Consider the following 11,663-nt stretch of genomic DNA (forward strand, 5'->3'; position numbering starts at 1 on the left):
ATTTAAAGCACACAGCTAACCTATACCATGCGCCACATAATAAAAATACTTCTCCTTTTATTTACTTTAAACTGCCTGGTATCACCTGTTGCATATGCACAAAGTATAAAGCCCGGAGGGGTAAAAGAAATGGTTACCCGCATACAGGAGCAAAACACCCGTATGCCTCAGGAAAAGCTATACCTGCTTACCGATAAACCTAATTACTTTACAGGCGATACCATTTGGTTTAAAGTTCACCTTGTTAACAGCGGCAACAAAAAACCATCGTATATAAGCGCCAAAATTTATGTAGAACTACTTAACGATAGCAGCCGTGTTGTAGACCGCTTGGTTATGCCAACACAAAACGGCATGGGTACAGGAGATTTTACACTTAGCCCTTCCCGGTATAATGATGGGGCATATACCTTACGCGCGTATACCAACTGGATGCAGAATTTTGGCGAGAATGCGTTTTTTCACAAGCGTTTTTACATTGGCGACGATAGTAAAAACAACTGGTTGATCAGCGAGCAACACACTATAAAATCTACAGCCGAAGGCCGCGAGGTTGACCTTGCTGTACGTTTAAGCAACCCGGATAACACCTTAGTTACCTACCGCGATGTGCAGATGCAGTTGCTAAACGGCAATAAAACCATATTTAAAAAAACATTCGTTACCTCAGACCAGGGCACATTCAACACCAAATGGATATTACCTGCCAAAGCGGATACCCGTAACCTTAAACTGGTTTTGCAGGATGGTGCCAATAAAAAGAACAGGCAAAGCTTCCCATTTTATCCCGGCGGGGAGGCACAAAATATTGATGTGCAGTTTATGCCCGAAGGCGGCTATATGGTGGCCGGGTTACTTAATAAAATAGCCTTTAAAGCCATTGGCGATGACGGGCTTGGCATTGATGTAAGTGGAGTAATTATCAATACTAAAAATCAGGAAGTTGCTACATTTAGATCGGCACATAACGGCATGGGCAACTTTAGGATGGTGCCTTCGGCTAATGAGATGTACAAGGCTCAAATTAAATATGCCGGCAGTTTAAAAACCATACCCCTTCCGCCGGTTAAACCAGCGGGCTTAGTGCTTAGAATAGATAACGTTTCGCAGCCCGATAGCCTTAAAATTTATATCAGCGCAAACATTTATGATAAAAATAAAGGCTATTCGCTTATCAGCCAGGGGGTTGATACGGTTTATTTCGGCTCATCATTTAAAATCGACAATGGCTTTTATAACCTTAGTATCCCAAAAAGCAGGTTTGCCACAGGTATTGTAAATTTCACATTACTTGATGACGCAGGCAATACCCTGAATGAGCGTAAGATATTTATAAACCATCATGACAACCTGAAAATAAGCGCGGTTATCGGCAAACTTAGCTATCAGCCAAAAGACAGCATCGCTCTTGAAATTGCCGTAACTAACACCAACGGGAACCCGGTTACCGGGAGCTTCGCGGCAACGGTAACAGATGACGCTCAGGTAAAAACATCGCCCTATAGCAATAATATTTTAAGTGGCATGCTGCTGGCATCCGAACTTAAAGGAACCATTGAAGAACCCGGCTGGTATTTTGCCTCCGGCAACCCCGATGCCCCCAAAGCGCTCGATGACCTGCTGCTTACCCAGGGTTGGACAGGCTTTGATTGGGATAACTTGTTAAAGCCCCGCAAAGAGCCCAAATTTTTGCCGGAAACTGGCAATAGTTTAAGCGGCAAACTTACCCGAATGTTTAAAAAACCGGCTCCAAATGCAAAAGTAACTTTGCTATTGCAAAACCGCGAAAATGCAATGATAATGGATACATTAAGCGGTAAGGATGGGAGATTTATATTTGATAATATCCCCTATCTTGATTCTGCGATATATACGGTAAAAGTGAATAATAAAAAAGGATCTACCTTTGGTGGTGAGGTGGAGGTTGATGAGATAAAACCCGCTAAAACCATGCCCCCATACCCCAACAGCCTGATGCCCTGGTTTGTAAATACGGATAACGCGCTTTTAACCTATTACACCAAAAACACCAACAGCAAACAGGCGATTGAAAAGATAAACCTCGCCGATGTTAAAGGCAAACTACTGAGCGAAGTAACCATCCGCGATAAGCGCAAAACAACTTTAAAAGATGAAGAGGGTAACGATATTGACTATACCGACCTACTCCTTGATGAAAAGCAATTAATAAAAGCAGGCCGCCAAACATTATATGATCTTTTACTCACAAAAAAAGGATTTAAAGTAATGAGTGGGTATCGCGGAAATCCTAATAGCAATTTTTTGATGGATGGCAACCCGATGTTAGCTATATTAATAGACGGTGTCAATGTCAACCGGTTTAACATGATGAGTCAGGCACCTAATGCCCATTTTAATTTTCTAAAATCATACTTGACCGGGCTTTTAGCCGCTGATGTAAAGCAAATGGTGATCTATCATGTTTGGGACAGACAAATGGGAGACGTGCTATCTTACTTGGTTATCCAAACACGTAGCGGTGCCGGGCCTTCAACGCAATCGCCAGGCGGGATTTATGTGTACCGCCCGGAACCACTGTATAAAGCACGGCAATTTTATAAACCACGCTACCTGGTTAACAGTACTTATGATGCAAGTGTAAACCGCTCAACCATACATTGGGAACCCAATTTGGTAACCGACGAGAATGGTAAAGCGACCCTATCCTTTTACGCTGCAGACAAACCGTCAACCTATACTGTAAACATTGAGGGCACCGATTTACAAGGGCGGTTTGGGGCTCAAACGATTAAAGTAAAGGTGGAGAGTAAGCCGGTAAATTAAGTTTGTCGAAAATACAATCCACAAAAAAAGCCTCCCGATAAATCGGGAGGCTTTTGTATATAAAACTTAAAAGATTAAACTTCTTCGGTTTCTTCAGCAGCTGGAGCATCGGCTTCCGGTTCAGCTTTAGCAGCAGGGGCAGCTGGTTTTTTAGCGGCTTTGCTTTCTGCACCTTCCATCTGCTCTTTTAACTGAGCAAGAACGCTAAGGTCACCTAAAGTTGATTTCTCTACTGATTCTTTCACTTTCTTAACCGCGCTGTTAGCAGATTTTGCTTCTTTCTTACGGTTTTCGAACTCTTGCACACGGGCGTCGGTACGAGCTTCTTCCCAGATACGTGAGTGTGAAATAACGATACGTTTGTTCTCTTTGTTGAACTCGATAATTTTAAATTCGGCTGTTTCTTCAGCTTTTATAGATTTACCGTCTTCTTTAACCAGGTGTTTGGTTGGGCAGAAGCCTTCAACACCGTAAGGTAAAGCTACGATAGCACCTTTATCAGTTACTTTTAACACAGTACCTTCATGGATCGAATCAATAGTGAAGATAGTTTCAAAAGTATCCCAAGGGTTTTCTTCAAGCTGTTTGTGGCCTAAGCTAAGTTTGCGGTTATCAATATCCAGCTCAAGAACTACTACGTCTAATTTTTCGCCAACCTTAGTAAATTCGTTAGGGTGGTTTACTTTTTTAGACCATGATAGGTCGCTGATGTGGATCAAGCCGTCAATACCGTCTTCCAGTTCAACAAATACACCAAAGTTGGTCATATTTTTAACTGTAGCAACGTGCTGAGTGCCAATGGCGTATTTCTCGCCTGCGTTTTGCCATGGGTCAGGAGTCAATTGTTTGATACCTAAGCTCATTTTACGCTCGTCACGGTCTAAGGTTAATACCTGAGCTTCAACTTCGTCGCCAACTTTCAGGAATTCCTGAGGGTTACGTAAGTTTTGAGACCATGACATTTCTGACACGTGGATCAAACCTTCAACACCCGGGATAATTTCTAAGAACGCGCCGTAATCTGCAACGGTTACAATTTTACCTTTAACTTTTGAACCGATCTGTAGATTTTCATCTAATGACTGCCAAGGGTGCGGGGTAAGTTGTTTTAAACCTAAAGCAATACGTTTTTTCTCGTCATCAAAATCAAGCACAACAACGTTGATCTTTTGATCCAATGCAAGAACTTCTCTCGGATGCTCGATACGGCCCCAAGATATGTCTGTAATGTGTAGTAAACCGTCAACACCACCAAGGTCAATAAATACACCAAAGTCGGTAATGTTTTTAACGGTACCTTCCAATACCTGGCCTTTTTCAAGTTTGGCCACAATTTCAGTTTTTTGGTTTTCCAGATCGTCTTCGATAAGCACTTTGTGCGATACCACAACGTTTTTAAACTCGTGGTTTATCTTAACAACTTTAAATTCCATTGTTTTACCAACGTACACGTCGTAATCACGGATAGGCTTGATGTCGATCTGTGAACCTGGTAAGAAGGCTTCAACGCCCATGATATCTACAATTAAACCACCTTTAGTTCTGCTCTTAACAAAACCTGTAATGATCTCATCGTTATCCAGTGCAGAATTAATGCGCTCCCATGATTTTTGAGTTTTTGCACGTTTGCGAGACAATACTAACTGACCGTTAGCATCTTCCTGCGACTCTACAAATACTTCAACTGTGTCACCAACTTTAAGGTCTGGTGTATCACGGAACTCAGAAACAGATACCAAACCGTCAGATTTAAATCCAATGTTTAATACCACATCTTTGTTGTTGATATTTACAACTGTACCGGTGATGATCTCGCCTTTAGTGATTGAACTGAATGTTCCGTCGTAAAGTTTCTCTAATTTCTCACGGTCGCTATCGCTGTAATTACCAAATTTTTTGTCGTCTGCATCCCAGTCAAAATCCTGATCAGGTGTTGCAGCGATCTGAGATTTAATCTCCTCGATTGATATTGAATCAGCTTCTGACTCAATTGTTTCTTTCTCAGCGGTTGCCGTAACTGTACCCAGCTCAGCTTCCTTTGCTTTTAATTCTTTTTCTGCTTCTTGTTTTTTTGCCATTAATAAATTTTACTCCTTTTTCCCAACACTCGTTTGGGACTGCAAAGGTACGGATATATTTATCAGACAAAAAAATATTTTTAGTGTTAATTGTTGACTTTTAAGCACTTTTATTGAAAAATATTAAGAATTTCTTTATGACCGCCTGCGGCGAGAGGTATAGTATTGATTATTTGCAAGATAGACGTTGCGAAAAGACCTAAATTAACGGTTAATTAAGCTTCTCTCCTATCTCATTAAAAATACTCATAAAGTTGGGTATAAGACCCAGTCGATAAGTTAACAGGATAGTGGTCATATCTGCTTCTTGCTGCGGCGTAAAAGGGTTAGGCCAAACCCGCATACATATCCGTTTAAGCGCATAGGTTATCTGCTCTATATTAACATAGGTGTTTAAGTACCGGCTGCGTTTAAACTCGGCGAAGAACCTGAAGAATACGTCGGGATTATCCATCCCTGCAAATAGCAGGAACTCGCGAATAACCGGCTCTTCGCAGCTATCCAGATGGTCATAAAATTGGCTTACGCTTATTTCATTTGTGGTGATGAGCAGGTTATCTAATATCAGTTCAATGGCTATGTGTCCTAAAAAGAATGGCTTTACCGGAGATTGGGTAATTACAGGTGCCAGCAGATTCTTTAAAGTATGCGAATGTGTAAGGAAAAAATCGGCAGAGTGGAAATACCTATCTACCAGCAAGTGTTTATTCCAGCCCTGGATTATAGAATTAACCTGCGGGTTTTGGTGTACCAGTTTTTCTGGATGAAGAATAATGGTTTTATCGGCATTTTTTAAAAGATCGGGGAGTACTGTACCCAAGGTAAAGTAGCAATTGGTGGTGTCCCGGTCGAAATAATAATGCGATAAAAAATTCATACGATACAAGCCACACTTATGTGCATTTTGAACAAAATACAAAAACCGGGCTAAAGAATGCAGCCACGCCGCAGAAATTATAATATCATGACGGTTTGGTAACTCAATTTTAACAACCGTTCTACCAAATAATTATTCTATTATCTTTGCCATCCCGATGAAATCGGTTTTAAAATATATAAGATGAATTTTGTTGAAGAATTACGCTGGAGAGGCATGCTGCATGATATTATGCCCGGCACCGAAGAACTGTTGAATAAAGGCATGGCTTCGGGATATATTGGTTTCGACCCAACTGCCGATTCGCTGCACGTTGGCCACCTTACCCAGATCATGACGCTGATACACTTTCAGCGCGCGGGCCATAAGCCTTATGCTTTGGTTGGCGGCGCTACCGGTATGGTTGGGGATCCGTCGGGCAAATCTGCCGAGCGTAATTTGTTGAGCGAGGATGTGTTGAATCACAATCTCAAATCGGTACAGGCACAACTCGAAAAATTTCTTGATTTCAACAGCGGCGACAATAGCGCCCAAATGGTTAATAATTACGATTGGTTCAAAAACTTCACCTTCCTGGATTTTATCCGCGATGTGGGCAAGCACCTTACCGTTAATTATATGATGGCTAAGGATTCGGTTAAGAAACGCCTTGAGGGCGATACCGGCATGTCGTTCACCGAGTTTACTTACCAATTGGTACAGGGTTACGATTTTTACTACTTGTGGAAACATAACAACTGCGTGCTGCAAATGGGCGGCAGCGACCAATGGGGTAATATTGTTACAGGTACCGAACTGATTCGCCGCAAGGACCAGGGCGAAGCATATGCCTTAACTACTCAATTGATTAAAAAGGCCGATGGTACCAAATTCGGTAAAACCGAAAGCGGCGCAGTTTGGCTTGACCCTGCCCGTACATCGCCATACCAGTTTTACCAGTTTTGGTTAAATACCACCGATGTTGATGCGAAGGCTTACATCCGTATATTTACTTTATTTGGCCGCGAAACCATTGAAGCGATGGAAACCGAGCATGATGCCGCGCCACATACTCGTGTATTACAAAAAGCTTTGGCAAAAGATATTACCCTGCGTGTACATGGCGAGGCCGGTTTTGAGAAAGCCATCAAATCTACCGAGTTTTTATTTGGCAATACCGGCATTGAGTTTTTAAGCGAACTGAATGATGAGGAACTTTTAGCTATATTTAGTGGCGTGCCCAACTTTACCGTAGCTAAAAGTGAGTTGGAGGCAGGTATAAACGTATCAGATCTGTTAGCTGTAAAAACTACCGTATTCCCGTCAAAAGGGGAAGCTAAGAAAATGATACAGGGTGGTGGAGTAGCCATCAATAAAGAAAAAGTGAATACAGCCGATGATGTTTACGCAACTGCTAAACTCATCAACAACAAATACTTAGTAGCACAAAAAGGCAAGAAAAATTATTTTTTAATTGTTGTTGAATAATTTGAATATCCGACAAAAGGTAATTACATTTGTATAAATGTCGTACAAAGTAAAACATACTGCAAAAAACGAGGTTAATGAACCTATGGCAATGTATATTACACAGGCATCATCAACCCCGTTTTATAATTTGTTAGGAGGCGCAAAAACTGCTGCCACCTCTTCAGATTTTGACATCATTAAACTGGCACGCCAGGGTTTCCCTAAAAAGGCTTTGCTTGCTTTGGCTAAAAAAATATCTTTAAGCATTCAGGAGCTGGCCAACATCCTGCATATATCAGAACGTACGCTGCAACGTTACGAGGATGATGCCATCATCAAAACCGAGTATGCCGAAAAGGCCGTTGAGCTTGTGCGCCTGTACACCCGCGGCGAAGAGGTTTTTGGCTCGATAGATAAATTTAAGCTTTGGATGAAAACCCCTGGCTTAATGTTTAACGGCGAGGCCCCGGTTAATTTTTTAGATACCTCTGCAGGTTTTGACATGGTTTTTAAAGAACTTGGCCGCATAGAGCACGGTGTATTCGCGTAAATGATACTCTACCGGATTGCTAACTGTAATTACATTAAAGACCTTACCGGCACCGGCGCACGCTTGTATGGTGGACGCTGGAACAGTGAGGGAAAATCAATGGTTTATTTAGCATCATCGCGGGCGTTAGCTGTGCTGGAAGTATTGGTACACCTACCGCCGCTTTTACTGCCCGATAATTTTTGCGTTGCCGAAATAAAAGTGCCCGAAAACAGCGTATTAACACTTGACGCCACAACCTTACCCGAAAATTGGAAAGACGCGGTACCACCCGCAGAACTGAAAACCCTGGGCAACCAGTTTATCCGCGAAACCAAATACCTGATGATGAAAGTACCATCGTCTGTTGTGCCTGAGGAATATAACTACCTGCTTAACCCCTGGCACCCCGACATAAAAAAAGTGAGCATTATTAATACTCACCCTTTTAGCTTTGATGATAGGCTTTTGTAGAAAGAGATTAGTTAATAAAGATCAGAGATTAGTTCTGTTATTTTACTAATCTCTAATCGCCGCTCTCCAATCTCTAACAATTAAAAATCGCTTAGCAATTCGAGTTTCTTGTGGTTATATTCTTCCTGTGAGATCAGGCCGCTCTCAAAAAGAGTTTTTAATCTTTTCAGTTTTTCGGTTAACTCATCTTTCTTAGGCTCTTCTACCGGTGCTACAGGTGCTGGAGGAGGCATTGGGGCAACAGCCGGTTGCTGCGCTACCGGTGGCTGGTAAGGGGTATGCGCTGCATGATCAATATTTACCGAGCCCGATTCGGCACGTTTTTCTTCCAACTCGCGTAGGCGGCGGGCTTCACGTTCGGCCTCTTTGCGCTCCTGTGCGTATTGGTATAGTTTACGGGCCTGCACTTTAGGCAGGTAATCTACACCCATTTCGGTACCAATGGTGGTTTTGGCACTAAATACAGCGCCAATTATTTCCTCTTTTGTGTAAACATCAACAATATCTTTCCATACAAAATCAACAAACTTTATGGACAAGCCAAGGTTTGCCGGAGTAAAGAACAGGATACGTTTATTGGTGATAGCGATGCAATCAGGAAAAAGGTTTACAATGGGCTTTTTTTGTACTGCAATGTATATAATTTCCTCGCCGGTAGTAAGCAGGTCAACCAAACGGCTGTATACTTTTTCAACGGCTTTAGGGTCTTGTTCGTCGCGTAAGAATTTATCTATCATGATATTGATGTCTTGATTGTGGTAAAAATAAGAATATTTATATAACCCTTGTAAATTTAGATTTAAGCGATCAGCAAATTACAACCACGGATGTCCGAGTTATCAAACCGCCCTAATATTTCAAAAGAGCCATCGGCATATACCCTACCCAAATCCTGCGTAGCTATGAACGAACATGAATTGATGTTAGCAAGGTCGATGATGTTTACCCCGCCTGTTTTATCCCTGCCTAACAACGTAAAAGGGTCGTTAGTATCACGGGTAACGATCTTCATCCATGGCGGACAATTGAATATCCCCTCTCCTTTTGAGTACGCTTGTGATAAAAGTTCTGTCATCCCATATTCGGAGTGAATAGCATCTACCCCGAAACCTGCGGAAAGGGATGCATGCAATTCCTCACGGATCATTTCTTTGCGGCGGCCTTTCATCCCACCGGTTTCCATTACAATCAGTTTCGGGAAATTAATCTGGTAGGTATCAATAAAATCTAATAGCGCAAATGTTACGCCTATCAATAATGTAGGTTTGCCTTGTTGCTTTTGCTGCTGTAGTTTGGTGTATAATTCCTGGTGATTATAAAGGTAAAAGCCACTATCGGTATTGCCGGATCCCTTAATAAGATCCTGCGCCATGTATATCAGCGATGAGCCCTCACGTTCGAGATAGGCCGGCAGCAGGGCGAGCACCGTATAATCCCTTATATCCCCATAAAATAATTGGAATGCCCGGCGAAAACTTTCTTCGTACCAGCTTACATCTGTTACATGGTGGCTGCTGGTGATCATCCCGGTGGTACCCGAACTGGTAAAAATCACGTCAGCCGGCCCTATTGATGTGGTCACCTTATGCGCTTTAAAAAACTCTACCGGCAGGAATGGAATCTGATCAACCTGTTTTACATCGGCAGGATCAATATTTAAACCACTAATAAACGCCTTATAAACGCCACAATTTGCTGCCTGGTATTGAAATACCTGCAGGGCGGTTTCATTAAAACTATCCTTATTGTTTATACCGAATATCTGCGATTTACCGGGCTTTATCATGCTGCGGCAAAGATAAGGCGAATAGGCCGATGAGCGGATATTTAAATATGCAATTGAATGTCATTATTTTGACTGGTTATGCTTAAACATCTACAACAAATATTCTAAATTAGAGTTATAGAAACATAAATTCAACAACAGATACTATCATGAAAACATTAAAATTTTTAAGCTTACCATTATTGCTAAGCGCATTTTTTATAATGGCATCTGCCAAACCTGCCGACGAAAAAGGCACCGCAAAAATTAATGATGCCACTAAGGTTATCAAAGAGTTCAGTAAGATGAAGGAAAGTATACCGCATGAACTGATAGAAGAATATGAGGGCATCGTCATCATCCCGAAACTGATTAACGCGGGTTTTGGTATTGGCGGTAAACGCGGCCAAGGCGTTGCCATGGTTAAAATGGCCGATGGCAAGTGGAGCGACCCGGTATTCATCACCCTTACAGGCGGCAGCATAGGCTTCCAGATAGGTGTACAATCGGTTGATATGGTTTTGGTTTTCCGTAACAAGGGTGTTTTGGCTAAGGTAGAAAGCGGCGACTTTACCATTGGTGGCGACGTATCTGCAGCAGCAGGCCCTGTTGGCCGCAGCAGCACTGCCAGTACCGATTATAAGCTGCAAGCCGAAGTTTACTCGTACTCGCGCAGCAAAGGTTTATTTGCTGGCATCAGCATCAACGGCTCAAACCTGGCTATTAACAAAAGCGCTAACGAAGCCTACTATGGCGAAGCCACCGCATCTGCAGACATTTTTGCAAGGGCGGCAGACAAAACACCTGCCGTTACCGGTTTAAAAGCTGCTTTAGCCGCTTTATAAATAAACGATAATATTGTAATTGAAGCCCTAACCGATCGGTTGGGGCTTTTTGTTAACTGGAAACTCATACATTTTAGAGATGAAGTTGAAACTTCGGCCAATGGGGAAAGTCATTCAGAAAACTTATTAAGAGTATCTTCAGCCATTTCGTCAACTCCATCTTCAACTTCAATTTTTGTAGGATATTCAGAAATCCTCTTTATTGCGGACATTAATTCTGGAACTGGTTTATTAGGTGACATGTTTATTAGTAAAATAATCCAATACTTCCACATACTATCATCACTATTCATGATGCCAATCAGTTCGTTTTGATCTTGTTGATATGCGGGATGAAATAATTTCTGACTTCACTAGCAACAGGCCAATTCATATCCTGCAGCCACTCTAATAGTTGTGGCACATCTGATTTTATAGTCTCAAAGGGAAGTGATTTGAGAATTTCAGCCGCCTCAAAATCAAATTTATCTTTCGGAACATAGTTTTTCATTACTTTTCTAATCACCCCTTCTCAAAAGCCTGCTTCACCAATAACCCTGATAACGCCGACATCCCCCCTGCCAAACCACCGATTAAAGCGGTAACTGTCAGTAACAAACCCCAGTTGGGCAGGTGGAAAACATGCGCCACGCGGGTTGCCAGGATATGTTCATTCGGGAAACTTTTTAATAATGCCAGGGCTATCCATGCCAGTGAAATGCCGCAGAAGCCGCTCCAGAATGCCCAGCTTGATCTTTTGCCGAAGATGATGGCCGCACCAAATGCCATGATACAGCCCACCCACCATGGGAACAGGTAACCGCAAATAAACGAGAGTAATAATATAACCGGGAATAACATA

General features: G+C 42.2%; 10 protein-coding genes and 1 pseudogene. 5 read left to right on the top strand and 6 right to left on the bottom strand.

Annotated features, from left to right (window positions below):
- Positions 1-27: 27 nt before the first annotated feature.
- Positions 28-2,805: a hypothetical protein gene (locus tag ACFQZI_RS19325; RefSeq protein ID WP_377145437.1), complete on the top strand. Its 2,778-nt coding sequence runs from the start codon at positions 28-30 to the stop codon at positions 2,803-2,805.
- A gap of 74 nt (positions 2,806-2,879) precedes the next feature.
- Here the strand turns inward: ACFQZI_RS19325 and rpsA are convergent, their stop codons facing one another.
- Positions 2,880-4,883 (bottom strand): 30S ribosomal protein S1, encoded by a 2,004-nt coding sequence (gene rpsA / locus ACFQZI_RS19330; RefSeq protein WP_377145439.1) that lies wholly within the window; start codon positions 4,881-4,883, stop codon positions 2,880-2,882.
- 211 nt (positions 4,884-5,094) lie between these two features.
- Entirely contained in the window at positions 5,095-5,760 is a 666-nt protein-coding gene (locus ACFQZI_RS19335; protein WP_377145441.1) for a hypothetical protein, read from the bottom strand.
- A 183-nt stretch (positions 5,761-5,943) separates the two neighbouring features.
- On the opposite strand from ACFQZI_RS19335, the gene tyrS reads away from it, so the two are divergent.
- The 3 genes from tyrS to ACFQZI_RS19350 are packed head-to-tail and all read left to right on the top strand — an operon-like array spanning position 5,944 to position 8,212.
- Positions 5,944-7,227 (top strand): tyrosine--tRNA ligase, encoded by a 1,284-nt coding sequence (gene tyrS, locus ACFQZI_RS19340; RefSeq protein WP_377145443.1) that lies wholly within the window; start codon positions 5,944-5,946, stop codon positions 7,225-7,227.
- Positions 7,228-7,264: 37 nt separating this feature from the next.
- Positions 7,265-7,759, top strand: coding sequence for a type II RES/Xre toxin-antitoxin system antitoxin (gene parS / locus ACFQZI_RS19345; RefSeq protein ID WP_377145445.1), 495 nt, complete (start codon positions 7,265-7,267; stop codon positions 7,757-7,759).
- Positions 7,760-8,212: an RES family NAD+ phosphorylase gene (locus ACFQZI_RS19350; RefSeq protein ID WP_377145447.1), complete on the top strand. Its 453-nt coding sequence runs from the start codon at positions 7,760-7,762 to the stop codon at positions 8,210-8,212.
- Between the two features lie 80 nt (positions 8,213-8,292).
- Here ACFQZI_RS19350 and ACFQZI_RS19355 read toward each other — a convergent pair whose 3' ends face one another.
- A complete protein-coding gene (locus ACFQZI_RS19355; protein ID WP_377145449.1) occupies positions 8,293-8,949 on the bottom strand; it encodes a PH domain-containing protein in 657 nt (218 codons plus the stop codon).
- 62 nt (positions 8,950-9,011) lie between these two features.
- The gene (locus ACFQZI_RS19360) at positions 9,012-9,998 is read right to left on the bottom strand and encodes an acyl transferase (protein WP_377145451.1); all 987 of its coding nucleotides are present in this window, start codon (positions 9,996-9,998) and stop codon (positions 9,012-9,014) included.
- Positions 9,999-10,147: 149 nt separating this feature from the next.
- Here ACFQZI_RS19360 and ACFQZI_RS19365 point away from each other — a divergent pair, with 149 nt between their 5' ends.
- Positions 10,148-10,822, top strand: a complete 675-nt coding sequence (locus ACFQZI_RS19365; protein ID WP_377145452.1) for a lipid-binding SYLF domain-containing protein — start codon at positions 10,148-10,150, stop codon at positions 10,820-10,822.
- Positions 10,823-10,932: 110 nt separating this feature from the next.
- Here ACFQZI_RS19365 and ACFQZI_RS19370 read toward each other — a convergent pair.
- Together ACFQZI_RS19370 and ACFQZI_RS19375 are read right to left on the bottom strand one after the other, a co-directional pair.
- A pseudogene (locus tag ACFQZI_RS19370) lies at positions 10,933-11,312 on the bottom strand (DUF5071 domain-containing protein).
- An 11-nt stretch (positions 11,313-11,323) separates the two neighbouring features.
- Complete coding sequence (locus ACFQZI_RS19375) at positions 11,324-11,662, bottom strand: hypothetical protein (protein WP_377145454.1); 339 nt, start codon at positions 11,660-11,662, stop codon at positions 11,324-11,326.
- Between the last annotated feature and the right edge of the window lies 1 nt (position 11,663).

This window comes from Mucilaginibacter lutimaris, assembly GCF_042676625.1.
GTDB classification, from domain to species: domain Bacteria; phylum Bacteroidota; class Bacteroidia; order Sphingobacteriales; family Sphingobacteriaceae; genus Mucilaginibacter; species Mucilaginibacter lutimaris.

Coding starts and splice junctions, on each gene's coding strand:
- ACFQZI_RS19325 (WP_377145437.1), top strand. CDS start 28: ATGCGCCACATAATAAAAATACTTCTCCTTTTATTTACTTTAAACTGC.
- ACFQZI_RS19365 (WP_377145452.1), top strand. CDS start 10,148: ATGAAAACATTAAAATTTTTAAGCTTACCATTATTGCTAAGCGCATTT.
- ACFQZI_RS19335 (WP_377145441.1), bottom strand. CDS start 5,760: ATGAATTTTTTATCGCATTATTATTTCGACCGGGACACCACCAATTGC.
- ACFQZI_RS19360 (WP_377145451.1), bottom strand. CDS start 9,998: ATGATAAAGCCCGGTAAATCGCAGATATTCGGTATAAACAATAAGGAT.
- rpsA (WP_377145439.1), bottom strand. CDS start 4,883: ATGGCAAAAAAACAAGAAGCAGAAAAAGAATTAAAAGCAAAGGAAGCT.
- ACFQZI_RS19350 (WP_377145447.1), top strand. CDS start 7,760: ATGATACTCTACCGGATTGCTAACTGTAATTACATTAAAGACCTTACC.
- parS (WP_377145445.1), top strand. CDS start 7,265: ATGTCGTACAAAGTAAAACATACTGCAAAAAACGAGGTTAATGAACCT.
- tyrS (WP_377145443.1), top strand. CDS start 5,944: ATGAATTTTGTTGAAGAATTACGCTGGAGAGGCATGCTGCATGATATT.
- ACFQZI_RS19375 (WP_377145454.1), bottom strand. CDS start 11,662: ATGTTATTCCCGGTTATATTATTACTCTCGTTTATTTGCGGTTACCTG.
- ACFQZI_RS19355 (WP_377145449.1), bottom strand. CDS start 8,949: ATGATAGATAAATTCTTACGCGACGAACAAGACCCTAAAGCCGTTGAA.